This window comes from Kribbella sp. CA-247076 (genome assembly GCF_050942445.1).
Taxonomy (GTDB): Bacteria; Actinomycetota; Actinomycetes; order Propionibacteriales; family Kribbellaceae; genus Kribbella.
The window spans coordinates 239,352-259,025 of sequence record NZ_CP192051.1 but is presented as its reverse complement, the minus strand read 5'-3'; the positions used below and the strand labels follow the sequence as shown (position 1 = coordinate 259,025).

At 69.4% G+C, this 19,674-nt stretch carries 18 protein-coding genes; 5 read left to right on the top strand and 13 right to left on the bottom strand.

The window, feature by feature from the left end; genetic code table 11:
• Window positions 1–2 precede the first annotated feature (2 nt).
• The gene (locus ACQPYZ_RS01260; RefSeq protein WP_433164372.1) at window positions 3–878 is read right to left on the bottom strand and encodes a nitrilase family protein; all 876 of its coding nucleotides are present in this window, start codon (window positions 876–878) and stop codon (window positions 3–5) included.
• Between the two features lie 142 nt (window positions 879–1,020).
• On the opposite strand from ACQPYZ_RS01260, the gene ACQPYZ_RS01255 reads away from it, so the two are divergent.
• From ACQPYZ_RS01255 to ACQPYZ_RS01245, 3 genes are read left to right on the top strand one after another with little or no spacing between them, the layout of a single operon-like run.
• Window positions 1,021–1,473, top strand: coding sequence for a winged helix-turn-helix transcriptional regulator (locus ACQPYZ_RS01255; protein ID WP_433164369.1), 453 nt, complete (start codon window positions 1,021–1,023; stop codon window positions 1,471–1,473).
• Between the two features lie 25 nt (window positions 1,474–1,498).
• On the top strand, window positions 1,499–2,050 hold the full coding sequence (locus ACQPYZ_RS01250) for a dihydrofolate reductase family protein (RefSeq protein ID WP_433164368.1): 552 nt from the start codon (window positions 1,499–1,501) through the stop codon (window positions 2,048–2,050).
• Window positions 2,051–2,096: 46 nt separating this feature from the next.
• The gene (locus ACQPYZ_RS01245; protein ID WP_433164365.1) at window positions 2,097–2,798 is read left to right on the top strand and encodes a class I SAM-dependent methyltransferase; all 702 of its coding nucleotides are present in this window, start codon (window positions 2,097–2,099) and stop codon (window positions 2,796–2,798) included.
• A 132-nt stretch (window positions 2,799–2,930) separates the two neighbouring features.
• On the opposite strand, the gene ACQPYZ_RS01240 is transcribed toward ACQPYZ_RS01245, so the two are convergent.
• On the bottom strand, window positions 2,931–3,797 hold the full coding sequence (locus ACQPYZ_RS01240) for an HIRAN domain-containing protein (RefSeq protein ID WP_433164363.1): 867 nt from the start codon (window positions 3,795–3,797) through the stop codon (window positions 2,931–2,933).
• A 231-nt stretch (window positions 3,798–4,028) separates the two neighbouring features.
• On the opposite strand from ACQPYZ_RS01240, the gene ilvA reads away from it, so the two are divergent.
• Complete coding sequence (ilvA, locus tag ACQPYZ_RS01235; protein ID WP_433164362.1) at window positions 4,029–5,321, top strand: threonine ammonia-lyase IlvA; 1,293 nt, start codon at window positions 4,029–4,031, stop codon at window positions 5,319–5,321.
• Window positions 5,322–5,472: 151 nt separating this feature from the next.
• Here the strand turns inward: ilvA and ACQPYZ_RS01230 are convergent, their stop codons facing one another.
• Both ACQPYZ_RS01230 and ACQPYZ_RS01225 read right to left on the bottom strand, forming a co-directional pair.
• On the bottom strand, window positions 5,473–6,336 hold the full coding sequence (locus ACQPYZ_RS01230; protein WP_433164360.1) for a hypothetical protein: 864 nt from the start codon (window positions 6,334–6,336) through the stop codon (window positions 5,473–5,475).
• Window positions 6,337–6,694: 358 nt separating this feature from the next.
• A complete protein-coding gene (locus ACQPYZ_RS01225) occupies window positions 6,695–6,970 on the bottom strand; it encodes a LuxR C-terminal-related transcriptional regulator (protein ID WP_433164358.1) in 276 nt (91 codons plus the stop codon).
• A 71-nt stretch (window positions 6,971–7,041) separates the two neighbouring features.
• Between ACQPYZ_RS01225 and ACQPYZ_RS01220 the strand changes: the two genes are divergently transcribed.
• Window positions 7,042–8,238, top strand: a complete 1,197-nt coding sequence (locus ACQPYZ_RS01220) for an RNA-guided endonuclease InsQ/TnpB family protein (protein ID WP_433164356.1) — start codon at window positions 7,042–7,044, stop codon at window positions 8,236–8,238.
• Window positions 8,239–8,274: 36 nt separating this feature from the next.
• Here the strand turns inward: ACQPYZ_RS01220 and ACQPYZ_RS01215 are convergent, their stop codons facing one another.
• From ACQPYZ_RS01215 to ACQPYZ_RS01175, 9 genes are read right to left on the bottom strand one after another with little or no spacing between them, the layout of a single operon-like run.
• Window positions 8,275–9,900, bottom strand: a complete 1,626-nt coding sequence (locus ACQPYZ_RS01215) for a rhamnulokinase (protein ID WP_433164354.1) — start codon at window positions 9,898–9,900, stop codon at window positions 8,275–8,277.
• Window positions 9,897–11,357, bottom strand: coding sequence for an arabinose isomerase (locus ACQPYZ_RS01210; protein ID WP_433164353.1), 1,461 nt, complete (start codon window positions 11,355–11,357; stop codon window positions 9,897–9,899). Before ACQPYZ_RS01210 ends, ACQPYZ_RS01215 begins: the two co-directional genes overlap by 4 nt.
• Window positions 11,358–11,371: 14 nt before the next feature.
• Window positions 11,372–13,411 (bottom strand): bifunctional aldolase/short-chain dehydrogenase, encoded by a 2,040-nt coding sequence (locus tag ACQPYZ_RS01205; RefSeq protein ID WP_433164351.1) that lies wholly within the window; start codon window positions 13,409–13,411, stop codon window positions 11,372–11,374.
• A complete protein-coding gene (rhaI, locus tag ACQPYZ_RS01200) occupies window positions 13,408–14,571 on the bottom strand; it encodes an L-rhamnose isomerase (RefSeq protein WP_433164349.1) in 1,164 nt (387 codons plus the stop codon). The genes ACQPYZ_RS01205 and rhaI overlap by 4 nt, the downstream gene beginning before the upstream one ends.
• Before the next feature lie 5 nt (window positions 14,572–14,576).
• Window positions 14,577–14,918, bottom strand: coding sequence for an L-rhamnose mutarotase (locus ACQPYZ_RS01195; RefSeq protein WP_433164347.1), 342 nt, complete (start codon window positions 14,916–14,918; stop codon window positions 14,577–14,579).
• Window positions 14,919–14,928: 10 nt separating this feature from the next.
• Complete coding sequence (gene rhaS / locus ACQPYZ_RS01190; protein ID WP_433164345.1) at window positions 14,929–16,005, bottom strand: rhamnose ABC transporter substrate-binding protein; 1,077 nt, start codon at window positions 16,003–16,005, stop codon at window positions 14,929–14,931.
• A gap of 11 nt (window positions 16,006–16,016) precedes the next feature.
• Window positions 16,017–16,994: an ABC transporter permease gene (locus tag ACQPYZ_RS01185; protein ID WP_433164343.1), complete on the bottom strand. Its 978-nt coding sequence runs from the start codon at window positions 16,992–16,994 to the stop codon at window positions 16,017–16,019.
• Complete coding sequence (locus tag ACQPYZ_RS01180) at window positions 16,984–18,000, bottom strand: ABC transporter permease (protein WP_433164340.1); 1,017 nt, start codon at window positions 17,998–18,000, stop codon at window positions 16,984–16,986. Before ACQPYZ_RS01180 ends, ACQPYZ_RS01185 begins: the two co-directional genes overlap by 11 nt.
• Window positions 17,997–19,502, bottom strand: coding sequence for a sugar ABC transporter ATP-binding protein (locus ACQPYZ_RS01175; RefSeq protein ID WP_433164337.1), 1,506 nt, complete (start codon window positions 19,500–19,502; stop codon window positions 17,997–17,999). Before ACQPYZ_RS01175 ends, ACQPYZ_RS01180 begins: the two co-directional genes overlap by 4 nt.
• Between the last annotated feature and the right edge of the window lie 172 nt (window positions 19,503–19,674).

Here is a 19,674-nt window from a genome sequence, read left to right as displayed (position 1 = left end):
CGTCACCTCGGGAGCGGGGCGCGGCCGGTGTAGCCGAGCAGCTGGTCGTACAGGTCGGTACGACGATCCCGGTGCAGATCGTTGAGCTGGTTCCAGATCGGCGCGGTGCGCGCAGCCGTCAGATCGACGTCCGCGTAGATGATGGTGTCCTCGTCCGGTCCGGCGATGCGGTCGATCGGCCACCCGTTCGTGCCGGCGATCAGTGAGTTGCCCATGAAGCCGGCGCCGCGCTCCTGGCCGATCCGGTCCGCGGTCGCGATGAAGACGTTGTTCACGTGCGCCGCGGTCATGGTCAGGTACGCCGCCATGCAGACACCGCTCGCGTCGTACAGCGGCGGCGGAGTCCACACCCAGCCGGTCGGGATGCAGATGATGTCCGCCCCCAGCTGCGCGACGATCCGCGCGGTCTCCGGGAACCAGATGTCCCAGCAGACCAGCAACCCGATCCGGCCGATCCTGGTGTCGTAGACCGCGAATCCCTCGTCGCCCGGGGTGAACCACAGCTTCTCGGTGTTCCACAGGTGCGTCTTGCGATAGCGGCCGATGAAGCCGTCCGGCCCGACCAGTACGGCGGTGTCGTAGAGCGTCACGCCGTCCCGCTCCACCACGCAGCCGACGATGTACACGTCACGCGCCGCCGCGATCCGGGCGAACGCCTCGACGGTCGGTCCGTCCGGCACCAGCTCGGCGTGCGCGTACGCCTCCTCCCGGGTCTCGAACACGTAGCCGGTGGTCGCGAGCTCGGGCAGCACGATCAGCCCCGCGCCGGCGTCCGCCGCGGCCGTCAGCCGCTGCTCGACCGCCAGGGCGTTGGCCTTGAGGTTGTCCACCCCGACCCGCGGTTCGAACTGCACGACCGCCACCCGTACCGGGCTCACTCTCGAATCCGCCTGTGCCGTCATGATCTGGCCTCCTCAGCCGCAGGGTGGTTTCAAGTTGAAACCGCTTGACCGGGAGCGTAGAGCAGCTGGTTTATACTTGCAACCACTTGGCTCCAACGAGATCCGCAGGGGGACCGACATGCCGAAGCGCCTGACCCACGAACGGGCGGAGTGCCCGGTCGCCCGGGCGGTCGACGTCATCGGGGACCGCTGGTCGCTGCTCATCGTCCGCGACGCGTTCGACGGCATCAGCCGGTTCAGCGAGTTCCAGCGCAACCTCGGGCTGGCGAAGAACATCCTGTCATCGCGCCTGCGCGAGCTGGTCGCCCACGAGATCCTCGAGGTGCTGCCGGCCGCCGACGGGAGCGCGTACCACGAGTACGCCCTGACGCCGAAGGGACGGGACCTCTTCACGATCCTGGTCAGCCTGCGTCAGTGGGGTGAGGGGCACCTCTTCGACGACGACGAGCCGCACTCGGTCCTGCTCGACGTACAGGACCAGCGCCCGCTCCGCAAACTCGAGGTCACCGACGCCGCGGGCCGCCGCCTCGACTCCTCCGAGGCCTTCGTCCGCAAGGTGAAAGCGATGTGAAACCGCGCGGTGCGACAGTGGACGCATGCGACCACTGATCGTTTTCAGCGACGTGACGCTCGACGGGTTCATGACCGGGCCGGACAACGACCTCGGGTTCATGGTCGACGATCCACAGCTGGCGGCGGAGGTGACGGGCGAACTGATGGCCGTCGCGGACACGATGCTCTGGGGGCGTACGTCGTTCACGCCGTCGGGCGCCTACTGGACGGCGGCCGAGGGCGAGTTGGCCGACTGGATGAACCGGACCCCGAAGGTCGTGCTGTCCTCGGACAGCGACTTCGACGTCAGCTCCTGGGCGAATTCGACGCTGGCCGCGGGCGACGGCGTCGATCACGTCCGCCGATTGAAGGACACCACCGGCGGCAGTCTGGTGGTCTTCGGCGGCGCCAAGACAGTCCGCTCCCTCGTCGCCGCCGACCTGGTCGACGAGTACTGGATCAAACTCAACCCCGCCATCGTCGGCCACGGCGGCTCCATGTTCACCGACGTCACCGACCCCAGATCCCTCACGCTCCGCACCGCCCGGCCCTACCCCTCAGGCACCGTCGCCCTGATCTACTCGGCACGCAGTTAGCCGAGGGCAGACTGATCCCAGCGCCGTGCGCCGGTAGCGTCGACGCATGAGCGCTCGGTACGACGGCGTCGCGGACTACTACGCAACCGGCTGGACAGACGACCTCGACGATCCAGTCACGGCCGCACTCTTCGACGTGCTGGGAGGGGTCGACGGGCAACGAGTGCTGGACGTCGCCTGCGGCCACGGACGGATCAGCCGCGGACTCGCGCGCAGAGGAGCGTCCGTCGTCGGCGTCGATCTCTCGCCGGCCATGCTCGGGAAAGCGTGCGAACTCGAAGATCGTGAACCACTGGGCATCCGCTACCTCCACGCCGACGCGGCCGACCCGGACCTCCTCCGCGGCGAGACGTACGACGCCGCCGTCTGCAGCATGGGCCTGTCCGACATCGACGACCTGGACGGCACCGTGGCCAACGTCCATCGCCTGCTCCGCCCTGGCGGCACGTTCGCCTTCTGCATCCTGCACCCCTGTTTCCCAGGAGTAGAGGGCGTTTCCGGGGCCTGGCCCTCCGACAGCACGTACTACGACGAGCGCTACTGGCAGGCCGACGGCGCCCTGTCGACGCTACGACAGCAGGTCGGCGCCAACCACCGCACCTTGTCCACCTACCTCAACACCCTTCACCACCACGGCCTGACCCTCACCCGAACCGCCGAGCCCCGGCCCGTCATCGACCCCAGCTCCCCCAAGGCCCCAGCAGCCCGCTACCCCTTCTTCCTCGTGATCTCCTGCCGCGCCAACTGACCGCCGCCCTCGCCCGAGAAGCCGGTAAGACGACGCGCGGGGTACCCCGGCTGCCTTCGTCCTAAGCAGAGGGGTGGGTTCAAGTAGCTCCGCAGTACCCGCCAAGGGGCGTGGTGAGTACTGCGCAGCCGCCTAGTTGGCTTCTTTGGTTGCCCAGTAGTGCCATTGCGGGGACGCGACTGGGGAACGGGTCAGGCCGTCCGGCCAGGTGGCCGGCAGGTCGTGACTCCGCGCCGCGTAGAGGATCACCTCCGATGCGGTGCGGTCGCCGCGGACGGCGACGCGGGCGGCGGTCTCGGCGCGCATGTCGGCCAGGTAGTGGATGGCCGGCAGGAACTCGGCGCTGAGCCGTGGGCTCAGCCGACCGACCGGTTCGTCGTCGAGTCTGACCTCGACCACGACCCGGTGGCGGTCCTGGATGGTGTCCTCCTCCTCGACCGCGTGCATGGTGGCGTAGGCCCAGCACTCGCCTTCGGCGCGGAAGAACGGTGCCAGTACGTCGGGATGCACCTCACTGCCCGGGACGACGATGCCACTGCCGGGCGGCAGCAGGTGATAGCTACCGGGTGGCGGCAGGTTCACCGGGACGAGCATGTGCGGTTGCCCGAGGGCGACCGCGACGCTCGCGTGGAACTCCGTCCCCTGGTCGGCCTTCCCGTCCCAGTCGGCCGGCTCCCACTCACTCACCCACAGGTGGCACGGCACCTGCGGTTGCAGGCCTTGTGCCACCAGCTCTGACAGCACCGGGTGGTACCGGTGCGCATCGTCCCTCGGCAGGTAGCCGACAACCTTCCCCTGCACCCGTACGGCGATGGATCGGGGATCGAAGCGGTTGTGCGGTTCCGGGACCAGGTCCGCGTCGGTGTCCAGGTCTGCTCCTCGCGCTGGGATGGGGTCCGGGAACAGGCTTCGGATCGCCTGCTCGTGCGGGGCCTCCCGCACGACCTCCTGACCACACCACAGGGCGTCTCCCCACAGACTGAACGGAATCAGTTCCATTCGTGCCCTCCAGTCCACTGTGACCGGCTTTACTCGGCTCATCCCGTCCAGGACCCTGGCCGTTACACCGAGTGAGCGTATGAAAACTAGACTGCCCAGTGAAGGGCCGTTTCACGCCTGGCACAAGGGTCTGTTGCGCAAAGGTAGCCGCACGTCCGTACTGTGGACGCGGATTGTCTTGTGCAGCGAGCGAATCGGCGAAGATCGTGCAAATGCACGGGAAGGAAGCTCATGCAGGGCAGTAGTTCAGTCGCTCGATCGACCTCCGGCACCACCCGGTACGCCGTTGACGCGGCCACCGTCGACGCGGCCGTCAAACGGCTCGACGGCGTCGCTGTGCGTACACCGCTGCAGCGCAACCTCCGGCTGTCCGAGCGCACCGGCGCCCAGGTCTGGATCAAGCGCGAGGACCTGCAGATCGGCCGCTCCTACAAGCTTCGCGGCGCGTACAACCTGATCGCCCAGCTCGACGAGGACCAGAAGTCCGCCGGCGTGGTCTGCGCCAGTGCGGGCAACCACGGCCAAGGCCTCGCGTACTCATGCCACATCCTCGGTGTGCAGGGCAAGGTCTACGTTCCCCGTACGACGCCCCGCCAGAAGCGGGACCGGATCGCGGCACTCGGCGGCAAGCAGATCCAGGTGATCGTCACCGGTGACACGTACGACGACGCGGCCGCCGCGGCCCTGGCCGAGGCCGAGGCCACCGGGGCCACGATGGTGCCCGCGTTCGACGACCCGAGAACCGTTGCCGGCCAGGGGACCGTGGCGGTCGAGCTCGTCGACCAGCTCGGGCACGCGCCCGACGTCCTCGTCGTGCCGGTCGGTGGTGGCGGGCTCATCGCGGGGGTCGCGACCTGGCTGACGGAGCGGCATCCCGGCGTACGGATCGTCGGAGTGGAGCCGGCCGGGGCGGCGAGCATGGCCGCGGCGCTGGAGGCCGGCGAACCGGTGACGTTGGCGCAGCTGGACAGCTTCGTGGACGGCGCTGCGGTACGCCAGGTCGGTGACGTGACGTTGCCGTTGGTCGCGAAGGCCGGCGTCGAGCTGATGTCGGTGCCGGAAGGCCTGGTGTGCAGCGAGATGCTCGAGCTCTACCAAACCGACGGTCTGATCGCGGAGCCGGCCGGCGCGCTGGCGACAGGTGCCTTGGGCAACGGTCTCGACGTACGCCCGGGAGAGACCGTGGTGTGCCTGCTGTCGGGTGGGAACAACGATGTCAGCCGGTACGGCGAGATCCTCGAGCGATCGCTGGTTCACGAAGGGCTGAAGCACTACTTCCTGGTGACGTTCCCGCAGGAGCCCGGGGCGCTGCGGACGTTCCTGGACGAGGCGCTCGGGCCGGACGACGACATCACGCTGTTCGAGTACGTGAAGCGGAACAACCGCGAGACCGGGGTGGCGCTGGTCGGCATCGAGATCAGCCGACCGGACGACCTGGAGGGCTTGCTGACCCGGATGGACGCGGCCCCACTCGACATCGAGCGAATCAACCCGAACTCACCGGAATTCCGCTACCTGATCTGAACACACCCACACTCGATCCCGCCCCGGACGCACGCGCACTGATCCCGCCGGTGGAGCCTGAACACCTGCTTCCGGACAGGTGCCGTGGTCAGCCCCGTTGCGCTCCCGGCGGGATCAAATGCGTCTGTGGTTCCGTTCCTGCTGAGGTGACTCAGTTCCTCGAGTGCTTCGGATGGTCGTCCGGCTGATCGGACCCGGGCGTCTCCGGCCACGGCTGCCGCCGCGGGTCGTCCGGGTGCAACCCGTCGGCCCAGTGCTCGTCCGTCGGCTGCCCGTCCCGACCCCACGCATCCGGCCGGTCCCGGTCACCAACCCCGTCCCGCGCCATCCCGGCACGACCACGATCGTCAGCCTCGTCCCGCGCCATCCCGGCACGTCCAGGGTCGTTGCCGCCGTCCCGTGCCATCCCGGCTCGACCATGGTCGTCGGCCGCGTCCCGCGTCATCCCGGCTCGGCCACCGTCGTCGGCTTGGTCCCGTGCCATCCCGGCTCGTCCGGGGTCGTTGACGCCGTCTCGTGTCATCCCGGGTCGGTCGGTGTCTGCGTCCTGCGTCCAGTCGGCGCGATTGCGGTCGTCGGCGTCGGCTTGCGCCGTACCAGCGCGATCACGGTCGACATTCTCACGGTCCTTGCCCCAGGAGGCGGCGTGCGGAGTGCCGTGGTCCGGGTGCAACTCCTGGGCGCGGTTGCGGTGCTCGTCGGCCTCGGACCGGGCGTCCGCCGCGGCCTGCTGCCGCTCGGAGGCTCCGGCCGCGAGCCGGCGCGCCTCGGCCGCCTTCTCGTCGGCGACGGCCTGCGCCTTGCGTGCCCTGGCGTCAACCTCGTCCGCCGCGGCCTGCTGCTTCTCCGCGTGTACGGCCGACGTCCTGGCCTGCTGCTCGTGCTCGTACGCCTCCTGCCGGTTCCGTTCGGCCCGGCGCTGCGACGACTTCCGCGACGCCCCGGCGATCAGTGCCACCAGGATGACGAGGGCTGCCAGTGCGACGACGATCCACAGGATGGTCATCCCGTCCATCGCTCCTCCTCGGTTCGATGTTCGGGTCCCCGGTACCCCGTCACCCCCTCCCCTAACGCCGCACGCCGCACCACGCACGCCGCACGTCCCACCGCACATCCCGACCGCACGTCTCCGGCGCACGTCCCAACGGCACGTCCCCACCGCACGTCTAAGGCGCACGTCTCCCGCGCACATCTCCGGCACACGTCCCAACGGCACGTCCCCACCGCACGTCTAAGGCGCACGTCTCCCGCGCACATCTCCGGCACACGTCTCGCCGCACGTCCCGGGCGCACGTCCCCGCCGCACGTCCTCGCCGCCCCGGGCACCCGCGGTTCGTGCTAGGTGCCCGAGGCAACTTGCTTGACAACGAGAGTCAGACGAGCCCGCGGCGGGCGGCCCAGACGATGGCTTCGATCGCGGTGCCGAAGCCGAGCCGGTCGCACACCATCCGGGTCCGCCGGCGGACGGTCCGTTCGGACAGGTCGAGCCGGCGGGCCACGGAGTCCACCGGCAGACCGGTGGCGAGGAGCCGGAGCAGTTGCAGGTCGTCGTGGCTGATCTCGCGCGGCGGCACCCGCCGGGCGAGCGGACGAAGTTCCTGGGGGAGGACGGTCATCGGCGTCGTCGCGACGTACAGGTTCTTCTCCAAATGCCCGCACGCCGCGACTCCCTCCTTTCAAGGATCGGGACTTGTCGGTCCCGTCTGGTTGGGTGAGAGACGTGTCCCGGTTCCGGATCTACCCGACTGCAGCGCAGGAAGCAGCGCTCGTGGAGCAGTGCGGACATGCCCGCTTCGTGTGGAATCTGGCGCTCGAGCAATGGTCGATGTGGACTCGCGACAAGGGCCCGACTCCGAAGTTCGCCGAGCAATGCCGTCAATTGACCGAGGCACGAGCGGTGTTCGGCTGGCTGCGAGCGGGCTCGCAGACGGTGCAACAACAGGCTCTCCGAGATTTCGACCAGGCAGTCAGGAACTTCTACAACGGGACGCACCGCCGACCGACGTGGCGCCGGGCCGGGGTGCGCGAGGGGTTCCGAATAGTCGGCACGCAGGCTCATCGAGTTGAGCGGGTAAGCAGGAGATGGTCGCGATTGCTGGTGCCCAAGGTCGGCTGGGTTCGGTTTCGGCTGTCCCGTGCCGTGCCCGACGCGAAGTCCTATCGCGTCACTCGTGACAGAGCGGGACGCTGGTACGTCGCATTCGCAGCGATCCCGCCGCCGATACCGGCACCGATGACGGGCGAGGTCGTAGGCGTGGACCGGGGGGTGACTGTATCGGCGGCGCTCTCCAACGGAGAGCTCCTGTCGTGCCCCCGCCTCTCGGACCGGGAGCAGATACGGCTGAAGACCCTGCAGCGCCGGCTCGCTCGCTGCGCATCTGGTTCCAACCGCCGGCGACGCGTCACAGCAGCCATCGCCAAGCTGCACGCCCGGGCCAGCGATCGGCGCAAGGACTGGGTGGAGAAGATCACCACGTATCTCGCCCGTCGTTTCGACCTGATCCGGGTGGAGGCCCTGCGTATCAAGCAGATGACCAGGAGGCCGAGACTCAAACCAGATCCGGATCACCCTGGCAGCTACCTCTCGAACCATCGCCGCGCGAAAGCCGGACTCAACCGGGCGATCCTCAGCAACGCCTGGGGGCTTCTCGTCCAGCGTCTGGAGCACAAGGCCGCGGGCCGGGTAGAGAAGATCAATCCCGCACGCACGTCGCAGACCTGTGGTTCCTGCGGGCACTGCGCACCGGAGAATCGCGAGAGCCAAGCGGTGTTCCGGTGCACAGCCTGCGGGCACCAGGCGAACGCGGACGTGAATGCGGCAGTGAACATCGCGGCCGGGCGGGCCGTCTGCGCACGCGGAGAGACGCCGGTACGGGTCTCGTCGAAGCGTGAACCTCAACTCGCTACCTCCGCGTAGTAGTTGGAATCCTCTGCCGTCATGGTGAGGAGGGCGTCAACTAGTTCCGAACACCCGGGACTCGGCGGCGTCCCAGTCGGCCGGTTTTCCCTGCGGTTCGTAGCGCCGCAGTTGATGGGTGGTACGGACGAGGGCACGCATCGCGCCCAGGTCCGGCAGGGGTTCGCCCAGCGCACGTGCCTGCACGAGGACGTTGCCCAGCGCGGACGCCTCGACCGGGCCGGCCAGCACGGGCAGCCCGCAGGCGTCGGCGGTCAACTGGCACAGCAGTTCGTTCTGCGACCCGCCGCCGATGACGTGCAGTACGTCGACCGGCCGGTCCGCGATCGTCTGCGCCGACCGGAGCGTACGGCGATATGCCAGCGCGAGACTCTCCAGCACACACCGCACGGTCGCGGCCCGCGACCGTGGCGGCTCCTGGCCGCTCGCCCGGCAGTGCTCGTCGATCCGCCGCGGCATGTTGCCGGGAGCAAGGAATTCCGGAGCGTCGGGATCGATCAGTACGGCGAACGGCGGTGCTTCGGCCGCCTCCCGCAGCAGTCCTGGCAGGTCGTCGGCGCCCCAGACCCGCTGGCACTCCTGCAGGATCCAGAGTCCCATCACGTTCCGCAGGAAGCGGACCGTGCCGTCGACGCCGCCTTCGTTGGTGAAGTTCGCCGTACGCGCCTCGGCGGTCAGCACCGGTGCGTCCAGCTCCAGCCCTACCAACGACCACGTGCCCGACGAGATGTACGCGAACCGCTCGGCGGCAGCCGGTACGGCGACCACGGAAGACGCGGTGTCGTGCGACCCGACGGCGATCACGGGGGTCGCTTCCGGGAGACCGACCTCCTCGGCGACGGTGGGCAGCAAGGAGCCGATGACGTCACCCGGCTCCAGGAGCTGGGGCAACAGCTCGGGCGGCACACCGATCCGCTCCGCCAGGACTGCGCTCCAGTCTCGCGCGCGCACGTCGTACAACTGCGTGGTCGAGGCGTTGGTCCGCTCGCCGGTGGCTTGCCCGGTCAGCCAGTAGGCCAGCAGGTCGGGAATCATCAGCAGCTTCGCCGCCGAGTCCAACAGCCCGCGCCCGCCCGCGCCTGCGGCGCGGTCGGGCGCGGAAGAAGAGCCGGAACCGGCCGGGGCAGGCGCGGAGGAGACGGAGCCAGCCCGGGGCGTCGCGGAACAGGCTGGGCCAGGTGGGGAGGAGGTGGAGCCGGCCCGCGGCGACGCGGAGCCGGTCGGGGCAGGCGCGGAGGCGGGCGCGGAAGGGCCGCGTTCGGCGGCTAGCTGGTAGATCGTGTTGAAGGGGAGCTGTTGGAGGCCGGTGATCTCGTACAGTTCTTCGGCCGAGATGAGCTCCAGCACCTTCTCCATCACGCCGGCGGTGCGGGGGTCACGGTAGTGGATGGGGTTGGCGAGGAGGCGGCCGGAGGGGTCCAGCAGGCCGTAGTCGACGGCCCAGGAGTCGATGCCGATGCCGTCGAGGGGGCCGGCGGTGCGGAGGCCCTCGAGGAGGGAGCGGTACAGGTGGAGGACGTCCCAGTGGAGGGTGTCGCGGAGGCGGATCGGGCCGTTCCAGAAGCGGTGGAGCTCGGTCAGGTCCAGTACGCCGTCGCCGACCTCGCCCAGCATCACCCGCCCACTGGACGCGCCCAGATCCACCGCCGCGACCCGCTTCATGGGTTCACGACAGTCAGGTCGAGGCGGAGGAGGTCCGCGACCGCCGCCAGGTCCTTGGCGCGGTGCCCGGTGCCGAGCGCCCAGTGGTGTGCCACCCCGGACCCGGACCACGCGTCCGTCCACTCACCCGGATCACACCCGAAGTCGACCCGCGACGTGGTGTTCCCGATCTGCAGCAGAGGCCCGGGTACGACGGTGCCCTCGGACGCGATCAGGTTGAACGAACCGTCCCGCCGCTGTCCGAGACCGCACGCGGTCACCGGCCCGTGCTTCACGTCGAACTCGACCGACACACCCCAGCCGCGCTTGCCGTGGTAGACCCCGAGCCCGCGCAGCAGCGGCTTGTCCGAGCTGATCGCCAGGTGCGCCGGCCCGTCGTGCCCCATCTCGACCACGTTGTCGCGGAAGTTCAGCGCCTGCAGCTCGGTGAACGACCCGCCGCCGCCGAGCTTGTCCATCACCAGCATCGCCAGCGACGTCCGCAGCTCGTACTCGCCGGCGGCCGGCACACCCCTTGCCGTGAGCAACGAGGCGCCGAGGATCATCCCGGCCGCGACCCGCTCGTGGGTCTCGCCGTCCAGCCCGCGGTGGTAGTAGGCCAGCGTGTCCAGGGCGAAGTCCTCGACCAGCCGGTCCAGCGCGACCGAGACGGTGGCACCCCAGCGGAAGTCGTCCTCGACCACCGAGTCGTCCAGGGTGAAGATCTCCCGGGCGACCTTCATCCGCTGCTCGGTCTCCGCCTCGGTGACCTTCTCCACCAGGACCCGCAGGTCGTCGATCTCGAGGATCTCGACGTGCCCGCCGAGCTGCGCGGAGACCAGCGTCGGGTCGGTGATCACGTCCATCATGCCGGGATACAGGTGCCCGAGCAGACCGTGCCGGCCGTGCCGGAACGCCGCCCGTACGCCGGCCGCGCGGATCCACCGGTCGATCCGGGCCCAGGCCCGCTCGTCCTCGAGGTACCCGGAGACCGAGCGGAAGTCGATCCCGCAGCGCTCGAACGCGTTCGCCATCTCGGGCAGCGGGCAGGCACCGCAGTACGCGAGCCAGGCGCCGGTGTCGAAGGTTGCGTGGTCCATCGACTCGCTCGGCTGCAGGTTGAGCAGGAGCACCGGCGCACCGCTGCGCTGCGCGACCGGCACCAGCATCGAGGCGGTCATGTAGGTGGTGAGGAAGCCGACGATCAGGTCGCAGTCCGCCACCCGGAGCTTCTCGGCGGCCGCGGCGCCCTCCTGCGCGTCGGAGATGAAGCCGACGTCGACGACCTCGCAGTCCATCGCCGAGAACCGTTCGGACACCCGGCGCGCGGAGGCCTGCAGTTGCGGCAGCAGGTCGGGGAACTGCGGCCAGTAGGCCCCGAGCCCGCCGGCGACCAGCCCGATCCGGGTCTTCCGCGGCTCAACCCGGGGCAGCAGGCCGTTCCCGTCGACGGAACGGCTCGGGTCGGTGCTCCACATCGTCGTACTCCTCCCTAACGCAGGAACGCGGCGGCGACGCCGGCGTCGACGGGAACGTGTAGACCGGTCGTGTGGGTGAGCTCCCCACCGGTCAGGGCGAGGACGGCCGCCGCGACGTGCTCCGGCAGGACCTCCCGCTTCAGCAGCGTGCGCTGCGCGTAGAACGCCCCCAGCTCGGACTCCGGTACGCCGTACACCGCGGCGCGCTGGGCGCCCCACCCGCCGGCGAAGATCCCGGACCCGCGGACGACGCCGTCGGGGTTCACGCCGTTGACCCGGATGCCGTGCTCGCCGAGCTCGGCAGCGAGCAGCCGGACCTGGTGGGCCTGGTCGGCCTTGGCCGCGCCGTACGCGACGTTGTTCGGGCCGGCGAAGACGGAGTTCTTGCTGGAGATGTAGACGATGTCGCCGCCGATGGCCTGGTCGATCAGCACCTTCGCGGCGGCCCGCGAGACCAGGAACGAGCCCTTGGCCATCACGTCGTGCTGCAGGTCCCAGTCCTTCTCCGTGGTCTCGAGCAGCGACTTGGAGATGGACAATCCGGCATTGTTGACAATCAGATCGACACCGCCGAACGCGAGTACGGCGTCCCGCAGCGCCGCCTCGACCGCCTCCGCGGACGATACGTCCGCGCCGACGGCCACGGCGACGTCCGACGAACCGATCTCCTTCGCCACCGCCTCGGCCGCCGCCAGGTCCAGGTCGGCGACCACGACACACGCACCCTCGGCGGCCAGCCGCTGCGCGATCGCCTTGCCGATGCCCGACCCGCCGCCGGTGACGAAGGCGACCCGGGTGGCGAGCGCCTTCGGCTTCGGCATCCGCTGCAGCTTCGCCTCCTCCAGCGCCCAGTACTCGATCCGGAACTTCTCGCTCTCGTCGATCGGCGCGTACGTCGACACCGCCTCGGCCCCGTGCATCACGTTGATCGCGTTCACGTAGAACTCGCCGGCCACCCGCGCGGTCTGCTTGTCCTTGCCGAAGCTGAACATGCCGACCCCGGGGACGAGCACGATCGCCGGATCCGCGCCCCGCATCGGCGGGCTGTCCGGCTGCGCGTGCCGGTCGTAGTACGCCGCGTAGTCCTCGCGGTACTGCAGATGTAGCTCCCGCAGCCGGGTGATCGCATCCTCGAGCGGCGCCGTCGGCGGAAGGTCGAGGACCAACGGACGAACCTTCGTCCGCAGGAAGTGATCGGGACACGAAGTACCGAGAGCGGCCAGTTCACCCAGCTTCTCCCGGGAGGTGAACTCGAGTACGACGTCGGAGTCGTTGTAGTGGCCGACCTGCGGTTTGTCGGTCGACGCGAGACCGCGGACGACCGGAGCCAGCGCGGCGGCACGTTCGCGGCGTGCGGCCGGGTCGAGCGGTTCGAAGCCCGGAACGACCGCGCCGAAGGGCTCGGGCTTGCCGCGTTCGGCCAGGAAGCGTTCGGCGGTCCGGATGATGTCGAGGGAGTTCGCCTCGCACTCCTCCGAGGTGTCGCCCCACGCGGTGATGCCGTGACCGCCGAGGATGCAGCCGATCGCCTGCGGGTTCTCCCGCTTGATCGCCGCGATGTCGAGACCGAGCTGGAACCCGGGCCGCCGCCACGGCACCCAGACCACGCGGTCGCCGAAGCACTCGGCGGTGAGCTTCTCGCCGTCGGCCGCTGTCGCCAGCGCGATCCCGGAGTCCGGGTGCAGGTGGTCGACATGAGGGGCGTCGACCAGCCCGTGCATCGCGGTGTCGATCGACGGCGCCGCGCCACCCTTGCCGTGCAGGCAGTAGTCGAAGGCGGCGACCATCTCGTCCTCCCGGTCGACGCCCGGGTACACGTCGACCAGCGAGTTCAGCCGGTCCAGCCGCAGTACGGCGAGACCGGACTCCGTCAGCGTGCCGAGGTCGCCACCGGACCCCTTGACCCAGAGGAGGTCGACCGGCTGCTGGGTCACCGGGTCGGTCGTGGTTCCCTTCGCCGAGGTGTTCCCGCCGGCGTAGTTGGTGTTGCGTGGATCGGCACCCAGTCTGTTGCTACGCGCAACGAGCTCGGCCGGTGTGCTGGTCACAGTCATGCTCCCCATCCGGCCTGCTGGCCGTCGGCTCGGTCCTTGACGATCTGCTCGAAGTACCCGCTGCGCTGGTAGGCGGCGACCGGGTCCGGGTCCAGTCCCTGGGTCTCGCGCAGCCCGGCGAGCAGCGGACGGACGTCGGTGTTGTAGGCGTCCATCAGCGCGGCGTTCGCGCCCAGCACGTCACCGGACGCCTGGGCCGCGCGCAGTGCGTCCCGGTCGACCAGCAGCGCCTTCGCCGTGGCCTCCTGGACGTTCATCACCGACCGGATGATGGCCGGGATCTTCACCTCGATGTTGTGGCACTGGTCGAGCATGAAGGCGATCCCACGATCCGAGTCGAGGGCGTCGCCGCGGACGATCTCGTTCATGATCCGGAACAGCTGGAACGGGTCGGCCGCACCGACCATCAGGTCGTCGTCGGCGTAGAACCGGCTGTTGAAGTCGAACGCGCCGAGCTTGCCGGCCCGGAGCAGGAACGCGACGATGAACTCGATGTTCGTCGACGGCGCGTGGTGCCCGGTGTCGATACAGACCGTTGCCTTCGGCCCCAGCTCGAGGCAGTGCGCGTACGACGTACCCCAGTCGGGCACGTCGGTGGTGTAGAAGGCCGGCTCGAACAGCTTGTACTCCAGCAGCATCCGCTGGTCGTCACCGAGCCGGTCGTACACCTCCTTCAGCGCGGTGGCCAGCCGGTCCTGCCGGTCCTGGATGTCGTCCTGGCCGGGATAGTTGGTGCCGTCGGAGAACCACAGCTTCAGGTCCCGGGACCCGGTCGCGTCCATGATGTCGACGCACTCCAGCAGGTGGTCGGTCGCCTTCCGCCGTACCTTCGGGTCGGGGTTGGTGACGCTGCCGAGCTTGTAGTCGTCGTCCTGGAAGACGTTGCTGTTGATCGCCCCGAGCCGGACGCCCTGCTCCTTCGCGTACGCCGCCAGCGCCGCGTAGTCGTCCACCTTGTCCCAGGGGATGTGCAGCGCGACGCTCGGAGCCACCCCGGTGTACCTGTGCACCACGGCCGCGTCGGCGATCTTCTCTTCCGGCGAGCGCGGCACCCCGGGCTGGCTGAACACCTTGAACCGCGTCCCGGAGTTGCCGAACGCCCAGGAGGGCAGCTCGATCTCCTGGCGGCTCAGGGCGGTCTTCACGGCGTCGGTCGTCATGGTTCTCAGTCCTCTGGTAGATGGAAGATCTCGGGCAGCAGCAGGAACGACTCGTCCGGCGGCCTCCCGTCTTCTGTGCCGTCTTGTTGGCGAGTAAAGAACTCGGTCATCTCGGCCTGCCAGCGTGCGTTCACCTCGGTCGCCGCCATCGCCTTCTGCGCCGCCTCCAGGTCCTCGGCCTCGACGTACCCGATCAGCAGGCCGTCGTCGCGGAGGAAGAGCGAGTAGTTGTGCCAGCCGGAATCCCGCAGCGCGGCCTGCATCTCCGGCCAGACGTTCCGGTGCCGCTCGACGTACTCCTCCAAACGGTCCGGTTTCACCTGGAGGCAGAAGCAGTAGCGATTCACGGGACGGCCCTCAGAAGTTGAACTGGTCGATGTTGGCGGCGGTGAACTCGGTCGGCGGGCCGAGCACGATCTCGCCGTCGGCGCCGATGGTGTACTCGCCGAGCTTCCCGGCCTTGAACTTCTCACCCTCCGCACCGGTGATCTGGCCGGAGCTCATCGCGGCCCCGGCGTACGCCGCCAGGTAGCCGATGTCGGCCGGGTTCCAGAGCGCGAACTTCTTCACCGTGCCGTCCTTGACGTACTGGCGCATCTGGTTCGGCAGGCCGAGCCCGGTGATCGCGACCTTGCCCTTGTAGCTGGAGGCGCTCACGTACCGGGAGGCGGCCGCGATCCCGACCGTGGTCGGCGAGACGATCACCTTGAGGTTCGGGTACGACTGCAGCAGGCCTTGCGCCTCGGTGAACGACTTCTGGTCGTCGTCGTTGCCGTAGGCGATCTTGACCAGCTTGAGCTTGCTGTTCTCCGGCTTGGCCAGCTCGGCCTGCATGACCTTGATCCAGGAGTTCTGGTTGGTCGCGTTCGGGGTCGCGGACAGGATCGCGATCTCGCCGGAGCCGCCGGCCAGCTCACTGGCCATCTTGACCAGGCTCTCACCGATGCCCTGCGTGCTGGCCTGGTTGATGAACGCGTCCCGGCAGGTCTTGGACGCGTCGGAGTCGAAGGTGACCACCTTGATGCCGGCCTTGCGGGCCTGGTTCAGCGACGGGCAGACCGCGTTCGGGTCGTTCGCCGCGACCACGATCACGTCCTGCTGCTGCTGGATCAGCGTGTTGATGTAGCTGACCTGCGACGACGCGCTGGCGTCGTTCGGGCCGACCAGCTTGTACTCGCCCTTGATCTCACCGACCGCGACCTTGCCCCCACCCACCTCGACGTCGGTGTACGGGTTGTTCAGCTGCTTCGGCAGGTAGGCGATCTTCAGGCCCTCCTTGAGCGGGGCGTTCGGATCGGCCTTGCCGGCGCTCGTGGCCGGGGCTGCGGTGGCCTCACCGGCCGTGTCCGACCGCGTCGTACCGCCACCGCACGCGGTCAGGGCGAGGGCGGCCACGGCCAGGGCCGCCACCAACTGGGGTTTGCGAGCAGACATGGTTCGACCTTTCAGGTGCGGCGCCGTTGCAGCACGGTGCGGGCGAGGTTGGGAGCGAGGACGGAGACGATCAGGAGTACGCCGGTGACGACGTTGAGGGCCTCGTTGGACACGTCGGACAGGCGCAGCGCGTTCTGCAGCGACCCGAGGAGCACGACTCCGGCGATCACACCGGGGAGCGCACCCTTGCCGCCGAAGATGGAGACGCCGCCGAGCAGGACCGCGGCGACCACGGCCAGCTCGAGTCCGGCGCCGTTGTCGGCCCGGGCGCTGGAGTACCGCAGGGTCCACAGCACGCCGGCCAGACCCGCGACGAGTCCGCTGACGACGTACAGCCAGAACTTCAGCCGGCCCGGCCGGATGCCGGCGAACCGGGCGGCCTGCTCACTCGCGCCGACCGCGAACACCGCCCGGCCGATCGGGGTCGCGTGCAGGACCACGCCGAACACGACGGCCAGGACGACGATGACGATCAGCACGTTCGGGATCGGCGTACTCCCGATGGTGCCGGTGACCCAGTCGGTGTAGAGCGCCGGGAAGTCGGCGACCGCGCTGTCGCCGAGGACGACGAACGCGAGCCCGCGGTAGAGCGCGAGCGTGCCGATGGTGACGGCCAGCGACGGCAGGCCGAGGACGGTGACGAAGAAGCCGTTGACCGCGCCGAGCACGGCGCCGAGCAGCAGGCAGAGCGGGATGATCGTCTCGATCGGCTGGTTCGCGTTCCACAGGTAGCCCATCACCGCGCTGGACAGGCCGAGCGTGCTCGCCACCGAGAGGTCGATCTCGCCGGTGACGATCACCAGCGTCATCGGCAGCGCGACCAGGGCGATCGGGAGCAGGTCGAGGACCAGGAAGCCGAAGTTCCGCGACGTACCGAAGCTGTCGACGGTGGCCGCGGCAACGATCAGCACGAGCACCGTGATCGCGATGATCGCGACGTTCCAGTTGGCCAGCCGGGCCGTGCGGGTGACCGTGAGCTCAGCTGACATGGGAGCCTCGCTTCTTCAGGCCGGCCGCGACCCGGACGGCGACCAGCCGGTCGGCGCCGATCGCGAGCAGGATCAGCCCGCCGACGATCGCCTGCTGCCAGAACTGGTTGATCTCGAGCACGGCGAGCGCGCTGCCGATCGTGGTCAGCAGCAACGCTCCGAGCGCGGCGCCCCAGACGGTCCCGCTGCCGCCGAAGACCGCGACCCCGCCGACGACGACCGCGGCGACGACGTTCAGCTCGTAGCCGGTGCCCGCCGCGGCGTCGATCGTGCCGAACCGGGCCGCGAACAGTACGCCGGCCAGCCCGGCAAGAGCACCGCTGACGACGAAGGCCCCGACGGTACGGCGGCCGACCGCGATGCCGGCCAGTCGCGCCGCCTGCGGACTCGAGCCCATCGCGTACAGCTCCCGGCCCGTCCGGTAGTTGCGCAGGACAACTCCCGTGACGACGAGGACCAGGAGCGCCAGCAGGACCAGGTACGGGATGCCGACCAGGGTGGCGTTGCCGAAGTCCAGGAACGCCGCCGGTAGTTCGTCGGCGTTGATCTGGCTGCCGCCGGCCCAGAAGTACGTGATCCCGCGGTAGACATACAGGGTCCCGAGCGTCACCACCAGTGCGGGGACGTTGCCGTAGCGGACGAGCACGCCGTTGACCGCGCCGCACACGACACCGACCGCCGCGCCGACCAGGAGCGCGAGCACGACCGGCAGGTTGTTGTTCTGCAGCAACGTGCCGACGGTGAACGCGCTCAGACCGAGCACCGAGCCGACCGAGAGATCGATGTTGCGGGTGATCACCACCACGGCCTGGCCGACCGCCAGAACGGCCAGGATCGCGGTGCCGAGCAGGATGTCGCGGATGCTCTGACCGGAGACGAACCGCGGGTTCGAGATCGCGGTCACCGCGACCAGCAACGCCAGCGCGAGCACGATCCCGAGCTCACGCGCCCGGAGTACGACGTCGAGCGACGACCGTCGCGGCGCGGGCAGCTCGACCGCCGTCATACCGTCGCCTCCTGACCGGTCGCGGCGAACATCACCGACTCCTCGGTGGCCTCGCTCCGGTCGAGCTCGGCGACCAGCCGGCCCTCGCGCATCACCAGCACGCGATCGGCCATCCCAAGCACCTCGGGCAGCTCCGACGACACCATCAGTACGGCGACGCCGTCAGCGGCCAGGCTGGACATCAGCCGGTGTACCTCGGCCTTGGTGCCGACGTCGATGCCGCGGGTGGGCTCGTCGACGATCAGCACGGTCGGGTTGGTGGCCAGCCACTTGGCCAGCACGACCTTCTGCTGGTTGCCGCCGGACAGCGTGCCGACCTCGTCGGACAGCCGGCCGTACTTGGTCTTCAACCGCTCGGTCCACTCCTTCGCCGAGCGCCGTTCCCGGCTGCCGGTGAGGAAGCCGAGCTGGGACAGCGAGCGGGACCGGGGCAACGTCACGTTCCGCTCGATCGACAGCTCCATCAGCAGGCCCTGCTGGCGACGGTCCTCGGGGACGAGCGCAACCCCGGCGGCCATGGCCTGCTTGGGTGCGGACGGTCGGAGCGTCTTGCCGGCGACCTCGACCGTGCCGCTGTCGCGCGGGTCGACACCGAAGATGGACTGCACCACCTCGGAGCGGCCGGATCCGACCAGGCCGGCCAACGCGACGATCTCGCCGGCTCTGACCTCGAACGAGACGTCCTTGAACACCGGGTCCCGCGACAGGTCGCGGACGCTGAGGGCCACCGCGCCGGGTGTGACGTCCTGCTTGGGGAACAGCGCGCCGAGGTCGCGGCCGACCATCTTGCGCACCATCTCGTCGACGGTGATGTCGGCGAGCAACTCGGTGCTGACGTGCCGGCCGTCGCGCATGATCGTGACCCGCTCGCACAGCGCGGTGATCTCCTCGAAGCGGTGCGAGATGAACATCAGCGCGGCGCCGTCGTCGCGCAGCGACCGGGCGACCGCGAACAGCCGCTCGACCTCGACGCCGGTGAGCGCGGCGGTCGGCTCGTCCATCACCACCACCCGGGCCTCGGCGGACAGCGCCTTGGCGATCTCGACCAGCTGCTGGTCGGCGATCGACAAACCCCGGGCCGGCCGGTTCGGGTCGATCGACACGCCGAGCCGGGTGAACAGCTGGGCGGCCTGCCGGACCATCGCCGCCCGGTCGACGGTTTTGAAACGACCCAGAGGCTGGCGGCCCATCGCGATGTTCTCGGCCACCGACAGGTCCGGGAACAGTGTCGGCTCCTGGTAGATGACCGCGATCCCGGCCGCCTTCGCGTCGGCCGGCGTCTGCAGCTCGGCCGGTACGCCGTTCAGCTCGATCGTGCCGCTGTCCGGGCGGTGCACCCCGGCCAGCATCTTCACGATCGTGGACTTCCCGGCCCCGTTCTCGCCGACCAGGGCGTGCGCCTCGCCGCCGTACAGATCGAAGGAGACCTCGCGGACGGCGGCGACCGCGCCGAACGACTTCGACACCGCGCGGACCCGCAGCAGGGGCGTCGCGTCGGCCATGGTCACCTCCGACTCGGGGCGGGCGAGTTGCTGAAAGGTTTCAAGAGGATTGCACGAACGTAAGGGCGGGCGGATACGGGCGTCAAGACCTGGGCCGGCTTTCGCGGCCGATCCCGGACGCCGGACTGCGGAAACCGTGCGAACAGCAGGTACGCTCTGGCCGTCTAAGACG